Below are 13434 nucleotides of genomic sequence, written 5' to 3' on the forward strand. Positions count from 1 at the left end.
TGCATTCCTCCTATTCGTCAGCAAGCCATGTACGGAGAAGGTTAACAAACTCTTCAGGTTTGTTTTTAGCCAAGGTCTCAAGCTGCTTGCGCATCTGATTGTCGTTGCCCGCCAACTCCAAATCCATCGTAGCATAGTCGATTTTGTGCGGCGTAAGGACTTCTTCCGCGAGCATTTGCTGCTCCGCTGCCTGCTTGCGACGGCGTTTCACGAGCATGAGTCCGAGCGCGCCAATAATCACAAGCGCTGCTGCGCCGATGCCGATTGCCATCGTCATCGAGATCCCGGATGTCTCGGAAGCATCGTCCGATGCCAGGAACGTTAGACCGCTGATCGAAATTTTCTTCGCGATAATCGCGTCGTCGTCTACATTCTGCCCCGATTCGCGCAATTGAGCACGAACAAGGGAGGATAAGAAGTCATTCACGTACGTTTTTGCGTCTTCGCCAAGCTTAGACTTGTCCACCGCTACGCTGATGGAGAGGTCTTTAATCACATATGGAGCAGATTCGATCTGGTTATTGATCCGGTTGAACTCATAGTTCGTCGTACGGCTGTTCTCTTCCGAACTGCTGGAGTCGCCGCCCGTCGTCGCTTGATACCCCGGGACATCTGTCGAGCCTGTGCCGGCTACGCCGCCGGATCCGCTCGTGCCCGTCGAAGACGACGAGTTCGTTGCTTCGCTTACGATAATGCCGTTGTTATTATTATTCTCAAGCGGCTGAACCAGCTGCTCGTCCGTTTTCTTTTTGTCGAAGTTAAAGGAGCTCGAAACGTTCACGACCATATTATCCAGCCCGACGATCGGGCCAAGCGTTTGCTGAATGCTGCGTTTAACTTCGCCTTCGTACTTTTTCTGGATTTGGAAGTGGCTCTCGACCGTTGTCGAGCTATCTGCGCCGCTAGTATTAGAAGCGGTCAACTCGCCTTCCGCGCTGGAAATCGTAATGTTCTCAATCGCAAGCTTTGGGACCGAAGTTTTAACGAGATTATAATAGCCGTCTACTTCTTTTTGCGTCGGGCGGTAACCCGGTTTGAACGTAATCATGATCGAAGCGGATGCGGGTTCCGCATCTTCCGTCGAAAGAAACGCGCTCTCTTCCGGCAGCGTGATCAGCACGTTGGACTTTTGTACGCCGTTCATGCCGTTTAGGAGACGCTGAATTTCGCCGTTAAGTGCGCTGCGGTATTTGACATCGAACTCTCGGTCTGTCGAACCAAATGGCGTCGATCCTGAGGCGAAGGACTCAAAGCCGATCGAACCATTCTGAACAAGACCTTGCGAACCCGCTTCAACCTTTACCTTCTCGGCGTTCGCCGCAGGAACGAGGATGTTCTGACCGCTGTTGGCCAGTTCGTATGGAATGCTATTCGAATCCAAATAGCTCATGACCGCCGCAGCGTCCGTCGAATCCAAATCCTGAAATGCGAGCTCGTATTCGGTCTTGGAGAACACCATCGTAAGAAGCACGACGGTGATGATCATAACACCTGCAGTCGCGCCGAGCATCACCTTTTGTTTTTTGCCCATCCCCGTCCACAACTGCGCGACTTTAGACCTATACTGGTTGATAGTTTCGTTCACGACTTCACCTCACTTATTCGTAGTTGTCGAAACGTCGTAAGACGATCTATTACAACTGCATCCGCATGATCTCTTGGTAAGCTTCAACAACCTTATTACGGACTTGTGAAGTTAGCTGCAAACTCAGTTCCGCTTGGGACGATGCAATCATAACTTGCGAGATATCCGCTTGTCCAACCATATATTTATCCGTTAATACCTGAACGTTCTTCTCTTGGCTCTGAACGCTATTTAAGGCGTTTTGCAGGAAATCGCCGAACGACTGCGTCATTTCTGCCGGCGTTTTGTCCTTCATGGCCGTATTCTGTGCGGATTGGATCGTCGTCAAAGGATTAAACGTCGTTTTCTGAATCAATGTGATCCCTCCATTTGATAGTCGATTGTTCCTTTATCGATTAAGCCCGGCCGATTTCCAGCGCTTTCGAAAACATCGCTTTCGTCGTGTTGAGCGCGGTAACGTTCGCCTCATAAGAACGGGAAGCCGTGATCATGTCGACCATTTCCTTGGCGATGTCGACGTTCGGCATTTGCACGTAGCCGTTAGGGTCGGCATCCGGGTTCGTTGGATCGTAGACTTGCTTGAATGGCGTTTGGTCTTCGATAATCTTCGTGACTTTAACGCCCGCCGATTTCGAAGATGCCGTTCCGTTCATCTTGCCGCTTAGCACATCCGCGAACGATGGCGTCGTGGGCTCGAGTACAACCATCTTACGTGCATACGGAACATACTGTCCATTCACAAATTTAGCGCGCGTTGTCTCAGCATTGGCAATATTGGATGAAATAACATCCATCCGCAGCCGCTGCGCGGTCAAGGCGGAAGCACTTACATCGAAGCCATTCGTGATTCTCATCTATTAAGCCCTCCCATCGATGCCGGTCCGCATCATTTTCACGTCATGGTTCAATTGCTGAATATAAAAGTTGTAGTTCAACTGATTCTTGGCAAGCAATGTCATCTCGCGATCGATATCGACGTTGTTCTCGTTGTTGTTCATAATCGTCGATTCGTCGGTCATGACTTTCGCTTGAGGTTTCGCTCCGCCGCTGCCGATCGGAATATGCTTCTTATTCGTAAGGCGCCCTGCCAGTTCGGCCGAAGCTCCCATGGATTGTTGTAGTGTCTCTTCAAAAAGGACATCCGAACGCTTGAATTTCGGCGTATCCGCATTGGCCACGTTGTTCGAAATGACGCGTTGACGCAATTCCGAGGCGCTAATGGCGCCTTCCAGCCGGTTGAAGTGCGCTCCATTTAAGAGGCTCATTCTGATATACCCCCTCGTTTTCATCCTGTTTTCACGATGTCTTCTGTAGATATTCAACAGATTGTCCGACATTCCTTCTTTGTTCGACAAAAGAATGTATGGATATCCTGCTTGTCGTGTCGATTAAGATCGACAAACTAATATTCTATTTTTCGGACCTAGAATACAATAAGAAAAAAGCCCTATCTTTTAGTCAGATAGGACTTTAGGTGTTTGAAAATGCTGTTAGTATTCTGTTAAGAAACTGTTATTCCTTATTCTTCTTGAGTTCGAGTATGAGCTGCGGGTTAAGGATTTTGATATAGGTTCCTTTCATCCCAAGGGAGCGCGTCTCAATTACGCCGGCACTTTCCAGCTTGCGAAGCGCGTTCACGATAACCGACCGGGTAATGCCGACGCGGTCGGCGATTTTGGAAGCGACGAGCAGACCTTCCTTCCCGTCCAATTCGTCGAAAATATGTTCGACCGCTTCCTGCTCGCTGAATGACAACGAACCGACCGCAACCGCCACGACGGCACGACTTCTGGCTTCTTGCTCGATTTCTTCCGCGCGCTCGCGCAAAATTTCCATCCCGACGATGGTTGATCCGTATTCCGCCAAAATGAGATCATCATCCCCGAAAGGCTCGGCATTGCGGAGCAGGACGAGCGTGCCTAAACGGTCGCGTCCGCCAACGATCGGCACGACGGTCATTTTCTCCGCTCCTGCCATTGCCGGGAACGAGTCGCGAATTCCTTCATCCGGCGTAACATTCGTCACCGTCTCCTGCATGAGCATAAACCGATCGTTGCTCTCGACTGGGAAACGAAGCTCATCGGCCGGGATGGCTCTCAGCTGTTCGTGCTGAAACGGACCTACAGCCGCGCAGCCCAGCACCTTTCCTCTCCGGCTGACCACAAAGACGTCTGCTTGTATCGTTGTGCACAGCACCTCCGCCATCTCCCGGAAATTGAGCGCTCCTCCGGCCGCCCGCTGCAGCAGCCGGTTTAGCGTTCTTGTTTTTGCAAGTAAAATCATTTGTAAGCCTCCTACGATCCTGTCCGTACCTCTTATAAAATATATTGACTCAAATCGCGATTTTTCGCAATATTCCCTAACTTTTCCCTCACATATTCCGGTGTAATTGTTAGGCGTTCAAGCGATAGTTCCGGTGCTTCGAACGATAAATCTTCGAGCAGTTTCTCCAAAATGGTATGCAGCCTACGCGCGCCGATATTCTCGGTATTCGTGTTCACGTCGGAAGCAATCGTCGCCAATTCCTTGATCGCGTCTTCCGAAAAGTCGATCTCGATCCCCTCGGTCTCGAGAAGCGCCGTATATTGCTTCGTCAGCGCGTTCTTCGGTTCCGTTAAAATCCGGATAAAATCCTCCATGCTAAGACTCGTCAGTTCCACCCGGATCGGGAATCGTCCCTGCAGTTCCGGTATCAAATCCGACGGTTTCGCAACATGGAACGCTCCTGCCGCAATGAATAAAATATAATCCGTTTTGACCGAACCGTATTTCGTCACGACAGTTGAGCCTTCCACGATCGGCAAAATGTCACGCTGCACGCCTTCGCGCGAAACGTCAGGACCGGAGCCCCGGGAGGGACTTGCGATTTTGTCGATTTCGTCTATAAAAATAATGCCGCTTTGCTCGGCCCGAACGATCGATTCCGAAATCACGTCGTCCATATTGATTAGTTTGTTCGCTTCGTCTTGCGTCAATACTTTGCGCGCTTCCTTAATTGGCAGCTTGCGCTTCTTGGTCCGCTTGGGCATTAGCTGGCCGAACAGTTCCTGCATGTTCATGCCGCCCATGCCACCGGCATCGCCCATGCCGCCTTGACCGGACAGCATGTCAAGCATCGACGGCGTCGTATCTTCGACGTCGATCTCGATGGTCTGATTCTCGAGTTTGCCCGCCTCGAGCTGTTCCTTGACCGATCTGCGCCGATCCAGAATGGAAGGATCGTTCTCCTGCGAATTGAAATCGTCCGCTTCCTCTTTGCCGGATTGTCCGCCAAACAGCATTTCGAGCGGGTTTTTCCCGCTCTTCGGCTTCACGGCCGATGGCACGAGCAGGTTGACGATCCGCTCATTGGCTTGTTTCTCGGCACGGTCGCGTACCTGTTCGGTTTTCTCGGCTTTCACCATGCGAATTGCCGTTTCCACCAAGTCGCGAACCATTGACTCCACGTCGCGGCCCACATAACCGACCTCGGTAAACTTCGTCGCCTCCACTTTGACGAACGGCGCATTCACGAGCTTAGCGAGTCTGCGCGCGATTTCAGTTTTCCCTACGCCGGTCGGTCCGATCATCAAAATATTTTTCGGCACGATCTCGTCCCGCAAAGCCTCATCTAGTCGGCTGCGGCGATAGCGGTTGCGCAGCGCGACCGCCACCGAACGTTTGGCCGATTTTTGACCAATGATATATTTATCCAACTCTGCGACGATTTGACGCGGCGTTAATGCTTCATTTCCCATTCGATTATCCCTCCGCCCGAGTAGTGTCCGACCGATTACTCCAGCTCTTCCACGACGATGTTCCGGTTGGTAAATACGCAAATGTCCGCCGCGATCTCCAGTGCGGCCCGTGCCATATCCTTCGCTTCCATATTCGTCGCATGACCCTTGAGCGCGCGCGCCGCGGCCAATGCAAAGCTGCCGCCAGATCCGATCGCAAGCACGCCGTCATCCGGCTCGATAATTTCGCCGCCACCGGAGATCAGAAGCATGCCGCTCTTATCCATGACGATCATCATTGCTTCCAATTTGCGGAGAATCCGATCCGAGCGCCAATCTTTCGCAAGCTCGACAGCGGCTCGCTGCAAGTTGCCGTGATGCTCCTCCAGCTTGCCTTCGAATTTCTCGAACAACGAAATGGCATCCGCAACCGAGCCCGCAAAGCCTGCGACAACTTGGCCGCGATACAAACGGCGCACCTTTTTGGCTTGATGTTTCATGACCATGCTGTTGCCGAACGTAACCTGACCGTCCCCGGCGATCGCGCCTTGCCCATTGTGCCTTATCGCGCAGATCGTCGTTGCATGAAACTGCATTTCCATTGGCTTTGCCCCCATCCCGGCTTATAGAATCCATTCATCTATGAAGACGATGTCAATATGACATGCTAATGTTCGATTGTCAAAAAAGGAAACAGCGGCCGGCATACCGGTTCCCGCTGCGATTAATCGTATAAACTACCGCTGCCCACGCCTAGATCGAATCATTCGGATAATCCAATGTCTAACGACTATCTTGTAACTTCGGCTTTATACCCGATTGCCTTCCAATTCCGCTGCCTGGAAATGCGCCAGCCGGTCTAATGCACGTCCTGCAATGGCTTCGTTCTTTTCTTTCTTTCCTTTAATGCGCTTCTCCAGCGGCGGGAACAAACCAAAATTCGCGTTCATCGGCTGGAAGTGTTTAAAATCTGCCGTTGTTATATAGTGGGCCATGCTGCCGAGTGTCGTGTCTTCCGGCAGGACGATCGGATCAAGCCCACGCGCCAGACGTCCCGCATTCAATCCGGCAATCAGGCCGGATGCCGCGGATTCGACATAGCCTTCCACGCCCGTCATTTGACCGGCAAAGAACAAGTTTTCCCGGCGAGCGAATTGATACGTCGGCTTGAGCAATTTTGGCGAATTGATGAACGTATTGCGGTGCATAACGCCGAAACGGACAAATTCGGCCTGCTCTAATCCCGGTATCAGCGAGAAGACGCGTTTTTGCTCGCCCCACTTTAGATGAGTTTGGAACCCGACGAGATTATAGAGCGTGCCGGCTGCGTTATCTTGGCGAAGTTGAACGACCGCGTAAGGCAATTTGCCGGTGTGCGGATTAATCAGGCCAACCGGTTTCATCGGACCGAACAGCGCAGTTTGTTTGCCCCGGCGCATCATGACCTCGATCGGCATGCAGCCCTCGAAATACTGCTCCTTCTCAAACTCCTTGAGCGCGGCTGTCTCGGCCGTAATGATCGCATCGTAAAAGACGTTGAATTCCTCTTCCGTCATCGGGCAATTCAAGTATGCCGCCTCGCCCTTGTCGTATCTGGATGCCAGATACACCTTGGACATATCGATCGAATCCTTCTCGACGATTGGCGCGGCTGCATCATAGAAATAGAAGTATTCCTCGCCTAGCAAAGCTTGAATTTCCTTCGAGAGGCTATCCGCCGTGAGCGGCCCCGTCGCGATGACGACGATTCCGTCTTCCGGAATCCGCTTCACTTCTTCGGTGCGCACGTCGACAAGCGGATGTTCCTTCAACAATCGCGTGACATCTCCGGAGAAACCATCCCGATCCACGGCCAGCGCACCGCCCGCCGGCACCGCGTTACGGTCCGCGCAATCCATGATAAGCGACTGCATGCGGCGCATTTCTTCTTTCAGTACGCCTACCGCGTTCTGCAGCCCGTTCGCACGAAGACTGTTGCTGCATACCAATTCGGCGAAATTATTCGTATGATGCGCAGGAGTTTTGGTCTCCGGGCGCATTTCATATAACGTCACGGGAACGCCTTGGGAAGCAATTTGCCATGCCGCTTCGCTTCCCGCCAAACCCGCGCCAATTACGGTTACTCGTTGCTGCTGTTCTGACAAAACATGTACCTACCTTTCTTCTAGGCAAAACCAGGCATCCGTCATCCTTCTGCCTGATCTGCCTCTTCCATCAATTCCTCGGAGAAATCACATTGCGTACATACGTGTTTAGCACCGCTGCGATTGCGCTTCTCCACCATCGGTCCTCCGCAGGATGGGCACGGTTTGCTAACCGGTTTATCCCAGGAGACGTAATCGCAGCCCGGATATTGATCGCATCCGTAGAAAATGCGCCCCTTCTTGCTGCGACGCTCGATGATCTTGCCCTCGTGGCACTTCGGACATTCGACGCCGATATCCTTTACGATCGGCTTCGTGTTCCGGCAGTCCGGAAATCCCGAACAGGCAAGGAACTTCCCAAATCGACCCATCTTGTACACCATATGTTTGCCGCACTTCTCGCATGTCTCGTCGGAAATTTCGTCTTGGATCTCAATTTCTTTCATCTCGTCCTCGGCCACTTCCAGGCGCTTCTCGAACGATTCGTAAAATTGGCCGAGCACGCGAACCCAATTCTCGGTTCCCTCCTCGACATGGTCGAGATCGCCTTCCATATGAGCCGTAAATTCGGCGTCCAGAATCTCGGGGAAAAACTCCTCCATCAGCTGGATGACCAGCTCGCCGAGCTCCGTCGGCACGAATTTCTTCTCCTCGATCGCGACGTAGCCGCGTTTCTGAATCGTCTCCAGCGTTGGGGCGTATGTACTCGGACGTCCGATACCCACCTCTTCCATCGTGCGAACCAACCTGGCTTCCGTGTAACGCGGAGGTGGTTGGGTAAAATGCTGCTTCGGATCGATCGCCTCTGAGGTCGCTTCATTACCGACGGCGAGCGGCGGCAGGAATTTCTCCTCCTCGGTCGTGCCGTCATCGTTGCCTTCCACGTAGATCTTCATGAAGCCGTGGAATTTGACTTTCGACCCTGCGGCGCGGAACGTAGCGGAGCCTACCGCTAGATCGACCGTCATCGTATCCAGAACGGCCGAAGCCATCTGGCTGGCGACGAACCGTTCCCACACCAATTTGTATAACCGGAACTGATCACGGCTCAAAAATTCCTTCACCGATTCCGGATCGCGAAGCACCGACGTCGGACGAATGGCTTCGTGCGCATCCTGCGCATTGCTGTTCTTCTTCGTGTAGACTCTAGGCTGCTCGGGAACGAACGAAGCGCCGTATTTCTCTTCGATGTACCCCTTTGCTTCCTCCTGCGCGACCGGCGAGATTCGGGTCGAGTCTGTACGCATATACGTGATCAGACCGACCGTGCCTTCCTTGCCGAGATCCACGCCCTCATAAAGCTGCTGCGCGACCGACATCGTCTTGGATGCCCGGAAGCCCAGCTTCCTAGCTGCCTCTTGCTGCAATGAGCTTGTAATGAACGGCGGAGCCGGATTACGAAGGCGTTCCTTCTCCCGTACGTCGGTGACTTGGAATGTGCCTGTCCCCATCGCGGCGAGCACTTCCTGCACATCTTGTTCGCTGCCGAGCTCCCGCTTCTCGCCATTCATGCCATAAAATTTCGCTTCGAACGAGGAGTTACCGTGCTTGAGCTGCGCCGTAATGGTCCAATACTCCTCGGGGACGAACGCGTCGATCTCGTTCTCTCGATCAATAATCAACTTGACCGCAACCGACTGCACGCGGCCGGCAGACAGGCCCTTCTTCACTTTCTTCCACAAAAGCGGGCTGATCTTATAACCGACAAGGCGGTCAAGAATGCGCCGCGCCTGCTGCGCGTTCACCAAATCCATATTGATCGGACGCGGGGTCTTGAAAGCGTCTTTGACGGCCTGCTTCGTAATTTCGTTGAATACGACGCGGCATTGATCTTTCTCGTTCAGCTCCAAATAGTGGGCTAAGTGCCATGCGATCGCCTCGCCTTCGCGATCGGGGTCAGCTGCGAGATAGACTTTTTTCACTTTCTTGCTTGCATCCTTCAATTCCTTGAGAACGCTGCCTTTACCGCGAATGGTGATATATTTAGGGTTGAAATCGTTCTCGATTTCAACGCCGATCTGACTCTTGGGCAAATCGCGAATATGACCCATGGAAGCCTTGACGATGAACTTGCTCCCAAGGTATTTGCCGATCGTCTTGGCTTTAGCCGGCGACTCGACAATGACGAGCGAATCTGCTGCCATAATGCGCCCTCCTCTCCGTTAATCGCTATGTAACGCTGTATAATGAACCGGGATGCTGTTCAATCTTCCGTTTTATAGTTAAATTTATCAGAATCGCGTGCAAAAGTCCAAAAGGATAGCCCGAAGCCTCATGAAGCTCGTCCGTCGTCCTGGCTTGATCCTGCAGCAGCCGGTAAATATTCGCTTCCTCGACGCTCATGTCCGCCTGCGGCGACGATTCGGCTTGCCTATCTGGACGGTGCTTGGCCGATTGCGCATGCAGGATATCCATCCATGGAAATTCTTCGATAATATGTGCCGCTTCGGTGACAAGCTTGGCCCCGCATTCACGAATAAGCCGGTTCGTGCCGGCGCTCTTGGGTGATGAAATCGGCCCCGGAACCGCAAATACATCTCGGGACATGTCGAGCGCCTGTGTAGCTGTAATGAGTGAACCGCTGCGTTCGGCCGCCTCGATGACCAACGTCCCTACGGACATGCCTGCGATTATCCGGTTGCGAAGCGGAAAATGGCCAGGATGAAAGGGTGTGCCGGGCGGTACTTCGGACAATACAAGCCCGCGCTCCGTCAATTCAGCATATAAACCTCGATTTTGCGGCGGATAAACCACGTCCACCGGTGTTCCGAGAACGGCAATTGTCGATCCCGCCTCGCCGATCGCTCCCTCATGCGCATAAGCGTCGATCCCTCGGGCCATTCCGCTAACGACTGTCAGTCCTCTCGATGCCAACGCTTTCGATAAATCCAGCGCTGTTCTTCGCCCATAAGCAGTCGGTCCGCGCGTGCCTACGATCGCAATGCCGGGTCCTTCCAAGAGATCGGTTCTTCCCATCGCGTACAGCACCCACGGCGGCTGAGGAATATGCCGCAGCAGCTTCGGATACGCCTCCTGGAATGGAGTGAGAAGCGCGATGCCTCGCCTTCGGGCAGCCTCCTTTGGATTCTCCTCTGCTACCCGACGCAAGGCGGCGACAGCCGCGCTAGCCTGCTCGGGCTTCATCCCGAATTGGTGCTGCCAATCAGTTGGGCCGTACTCGGCGTATTGGTTCCAAGCGCCGTGCTGGACCACCTTCCGAATCGTCTGCCAGCCAATGCCTGTCGTTTCATGGAGGACAATGACGATAGCCTCCATAAGCGATTGATTATTTTGCTTCATTAATACATCCGTCCCTTCTCCGAAGGGCGGACCCGCATCCTTACCCTATTGTGCTTGACCAGGAAACAGATTGCAAGCCGCAACCTTCGATAAGATCGTTATTTTCTGAAAAAAATAAAAAAAGCAACCTTTCATTTCCGAAAATACGGAAATTCGAAAGGTTGCTTACCTTTAGCTAAGCTATAATTAGTGAGTTTTACATTTTTCGAGCAGGCCTTGCTCTTCGAGAACGGAAACGAGCGTCGATCCCATATCCGATGGCGTAGGCGCTACTTTGATGCCGCATGCTTCCAGCGTCGCGATTTTCTCGGCCGCCGTCCCTTTGCCGCCGGAGATGATCGCGCCGGCGTGACCCATGCGTTTGCCCGGAGGCGCCGTCGCGCCGCCGATGAAGCCGACAACCGGCTTCTTCATATTTGCTTTGACCCACTCTGCCGCTTCTTCTTCCGCCGATCCGCCGATTTCGCCGATCATGATGACCGCGTACGTGTTCGGATCGTCGTTGAACATGCTCAGAATGTCGATGAACTCGGAGCCTTTAACCGGGTCGCCGCCGATACCGACCGCGGACGACTGGCCGATGCCGCGGGTTGTCAGCTGATGAACCGCTTCGTACGTAAGCGTTCCGCTGCGGGATACGACGCCGACATGGCCTTTCGTGTGGATGTATCCCGGCATAATGCCGATTTTGCACTCGCCTGGCGTGATGACGCCTGGGCAGTTAGGACCGATCAGACGGGTTTTCTTGCCTTCCATGTAACGGGAGACTTTCACCATGTCCAGAACCGGAATGCCTTCCGTGATGCAGATCACGAGGTCCAGCTGCGCGTCTACCGCTTCCAAAATTGCATCTGCCGCGAACGCCGGCGGTACGTAGATAACCGACGCGGTTGCGCCAGTAGCAGCTACGGCTTCAACAACCGTGTTGAATACTGGCAGCGATTTCGTCTCGCCGTTCTCCAGCTTGATATCGACGGTAGTACCGCCTTTGCCCGGCGAAGTGCCGCCAACCATTTGCGTGCCGTAATCGAGCGCGCCTTTGGCGTGGAACAACGCTGTTTTGCCCGTAATGCCTTGCGTGATGACTTTTGTATTTTTGTCAACCAAGATACTCATTTCGAGACTCACATCCCCTATATGAATTCATATGCCGCGGCGCAAGCGGCTCGCGGCTGCAAGTAAGGTATTACTTCACGAGCTCGACGATCTTCTGCGCACCGTCGGACATGGATTCAGCCGCGACGATATTCAGTCCGGATTCGTTCAGCAGCTTCTTGCCGAGTTCCACGTTCGTGCCTTCGAGGCGAACGACGAGCGGACGGTCAAGACCGAGCTCTCTGGCAGCGGCGATAACGCCTTCCGCGATAATATCGCACTGCATGATGCCGCCGAAGATGTTGACGAAGATCCCTTTGACTTTATCGTCGGAGAGAATGATTTTGAATGCTTCGGTAACTTTCTCTTTGGTAGCGCCGCCCCCTACGTCGAGGAAGTTGGCAGGGTCGCCGCCATAGTATTTGATGATATCCATCGTCGCCATTGCAAGACCGGCGCCGTTAACCATACAGCCGATGTTGCCGTCGAGCGCGATGTAGCTCAGATCATATTTGGACGCTTCGATTTCCTTCGCATCCTCTTCATCCAGGTCGCGCAGCGCTTGGATGTCCTTGTGACGGTACAGCGCGTTGGAGTCGAAGTTCAATTTGGCGTCAAGCGCCATAACGTTGCCGTCGCCAGTCACGACGAGCGGGTTGATTTCCGCGATCGAGCAGTCCTTCTCCACGAACGCCGTGTACAGCGCAATCATGAAGTTCGCCGCTTTGTTGACGAGCTCGTTCGGGATATTGATGGCGAACGCCAGCTTCTTCGCTTGGAACGGCTGGAGGCCGACAGCTGGGTCGATTACTTCTTTGAAAATTTTCTCCGGCGTGTGCGCGGCAACTTCTTCGATCTCCGTGCCGCCCTCTTCGGACGCCATCATAACGACGCGGCCGGTACCGCGGTCCACGACTACGCCCACGTAGTATTCTTTCTTAATGTCACAGCCTTGCTCGATAAGCAAGCGCTTAACTTCTTTGCCTTCAGGTCCCGTTTGGTGCGTAACAAGCGTCTTGCCGAGAATTTCGGATGCGTATGCGCGTACCTCGTCCAAGTTTTTCGCAACTTTAACGCCGCCCGCTTTACCGCGGCCGCCTGCATGGATTTGTGCTTTCACGACAACGACTTGGGTGCCCAGCGCTTCCGCCGCCGCCACCGCTTCGTCCACCGTGAACGCGACTTTGCCTTCAGGTACGACTACACCATACTGCTTAAGCACTTCTTTGCCTTGATACTCATGGATATTCATTGACGAAAATCCTCCTATCCGCAGTCAAAATACTACGTATGTACACACAAAAAACCTTCACTATTGTAACATACATCCGTCAGCTATTACCTTATTTTCTGTGTAGAAAAACCGCGTTATTTTGATATGGATTTCATCTCAAAATGAGATGATAGAAGCATCCTGCTCAAGATAGGCGCATGATGATGAATCCATTGGTTGCTCAGCCTTAGATGTGAGCCAGCCACAGCGTAGTATGGCCGTTCGTTTGTTAGTTTATGAGCGGTTTGCCAAGTCGGCACATTCGCCTGCCTGTCGAAGTACCCCTCCACGACAAACGGGAATCGACGCCGATTGACACGT

General features: G+C 53.1%; 12 protein-coding genes. All 12 read right to left on the minus strand.

Annotation, left to right across the window (positions count from 1 at the left end; translation table 11 throughout):
• Window positions 1–10: 10 nt before the first annotated feature.
• Complete coding sequence (gene fliF, locus ACFSKT_RS07565; protein WP_377722153.1) at window positions 11–1585, minus strand: flagellar basal-body MS-ring/collar protein FliF; 1575 nt, start codon at window positions 1583–1585, stop codon at window positions 11–13.
• A 49-nt stretch (window positions 1586–1634) separates the two neighbouring features.
• Complete coding sequence (fliE, locus tag ACFSKT_RS07570; protein ID WP_377722154.1) at window positions 1635–1940, minus strand: flagellar hook-basal body complex protein FliE; 306 nt, start codon at window positions 1938–1940, stop codon at window positions 1635–1637.
• A 40-nt stretch (window positions 1941–1980) separates the two neighbouring features.
• A complete protein-coding gene (gene flgC, locus ACFSKT_RS07575; protein ID WP_377722155.1) occupies window positions 1981–2439 on the minus strand; it encodes a flagellar basal body rod protein FlgC in 459 nt (152 codons plus the stop codon).
• A 3-nt stretch (window positions 2440–2442) separates the two neighbouring features.
• On the minus strand, window positions 2443–2850 hold the full coding sequence (gene flgB, locus ACFSKT_RS07580) for a flagellar basal body rod protein FlgB (protein WP_377722156.1): 408 nt from the start codon (window positions 2848–2850) through the stop codon (window positions 2443–2445).
• Window positions 2851–3097: 247 nt separating this feature from the next.
• The gene (gene codY, locus ACFSKT_RS07585; RefSeq protein WP_377722157.1) at window positions 3098–3868 is read right to left on the minus strand and encodes a GTP-sensing pleiotropic transcriptional regulator CodY; all 771 of its coding nucleotides are present in this window, start codon (window positions 3866–3868) and stop codon (window positions 3098–3100) included.
• Window positions 3869–3900: 32 nt separating this feature from the next.
• Complete coding sequence (gene hslU / locus ACFSKT_RS07590; protein WP_377722158.1) at window positions 3901–5322, minus strand: ATP-dependent protease ATPase subunit HslU; 1422 nt, start codon at window positions 5320–5322, stop codon at window positions 3901–3903.
• 35 nt (window positions 5323–5357) lie between these two features.
• Window positions 5358–5903: an ATP-dependent protease subunit HslV gene (gene hslV / locus ACFSKT_RS07595; RefSeq protein WP_377722159.1), complete on the minus strand. Its 546-nt coding sequence runs from the start codon at window positions 5901–5903 to the stop codon at window positions 5358–5360.
• Window positions 5904–6110: 207 nt separating this feature from the next.
• Window positions 6111–7445: an FADH(2)-oxidizing methylenetetrahydrofolate--tRNA-(uracil(54)-C(5))-methyltransferase TrmFO gene (trmFO, locus tag ACFSKT_RS07600; protein ID WP_377722160.1), complete on the minus strand. Its 1335-nt coding sequence runs from the start codon at window positions 7443–7445 to the stop codon at window positions 6111–6113.
• A 41-nt stretch (window positions 7446–7486) separates the two neighbouring features.
• Window positions 7487–9589 (minus strand): type I DNA topoisomerase, encoded by a 2103-nt coding sequence (gene topA, locus ACFSKT_RS07605; protein ID WP_377722161.1) that lies wholly within the window; start codon window positions 9587–9589, stop codon window positions 7487–7489.
• A gap of 25 nt (window positions 9590–9614) precedes the next feature.
• Window positions 9615–10745, minus strand: coding sequence for a DNA-processing protein DprA (gene dprA / locus ACFSKT_RS07610; protein WP_377722162.1), 1131 nt, complete (start codon window positions 10743–10745; stop codon window positions 9615–9617).
• 186 nt (window positions 10746–10931) lie between these two features.
• Complete coding sequence (gene sucD / locus ACFSKT_RS07615) at window positions 10932–11861, minus strand: succinate--CoA ligase subunit alpha (protein ID WP_148928165.1); 930 nt, start codon at window positions 11859–11861, stop codon at window positions 10932–10934.
• A 70-nt stretch (window positions 11862–11931) separates the two neighbouring features.
• On the minus strand, window positions 11932–13092 hold the full coding sequence (gene sucC / locus ACFSKT_RS07620) for an ADP-forming succinate--CoA ligase subunit beta (protein ID WP_377722163.1): 1161 nt from the start codon (window positions 13090–13092) through the stop codon (window positions 11932–11934).
• Window positions 13093–13434 lie beyond the last annotated feature (342 nt).

It is taken from the genome of Paenibacillus xanthanilyticus, assembly GCF_042682185.1.
In the GTDB taxonomy this organism is placed as follows: domain Bacteria; phylum Bacillota; class Bacilli; order Paenibacillales; family Paenibacillaceae; genus Paenibacillus_Z; species Paenibacillus_Z xanthanilyticus.

What these genes read in the sequence shown, in the direction of transcription:
- flgC (WP_377722155.1), bottom strand. Translation starts at nt 2,439, where the DNA reads ATGAGAATCACGAATGGCTTCGATGTAAGTGCTTCCGCCTTGACCGCG.
- flgB (WP_377722156.1), bottom strand. Translation starts at nt 2,850, where the DNA reads ATGAGCCTCTTAAATGGAGCGCACTTCAACCGGCTGGAAGGCGCCATT.
- codY (WP_377722157.1), bottom strand. Translation starts at nt 3,868, where the DNA reads ATGATTTTACTTGCAAAAACAAGAACGCTAAACCGGCTGCTGCAGCGG.
- hslU (WP_377722158.1), bottom strand. Translation starts at nt 5,322, where the DNA reads ATGGGAAATGAAGCATTAACGCCGCGTCAAATCGTCGCAGAGTTGGAT.
- hslV (WP_377722159.1), bottom strand. Translation starts at nt 5,903, where the DNA reads ATGGAAATGCAGTTTCATGCAACGACGATCTGCGCGATAAGGCACAAT.
- topA (WP_377722161.1), bottom strand. Translation starts at nt 9,589, where the DNA reads ATGGCAGCAGATTCGCTCGTCATTGTCGAGTCGCCGGCTAAAGCCAAG.
- dprA (WP_377722162.1), bottom strand. Translation starts at nt 10,745, where the DNA reads ATGAAGCAAAATAATCAATCGCTTATGGAGGCTATCGTCATTGTCCTC.
- sucD (WP_148928165.1), bottom strand. Translation starts at nt 11,861, where the DNA reads ATGAGTATCTTGGTTGACAAAAATACAAAAGTCATCACGCAAGGCATT.
- sucC (WP_377722163.1), bottom strand. Translation starts at nt 13,092, where the DNA reads ATGAATATCCATGAGTATCAAGGCAAAGAAGTGCTTAAGCAGTATGGT.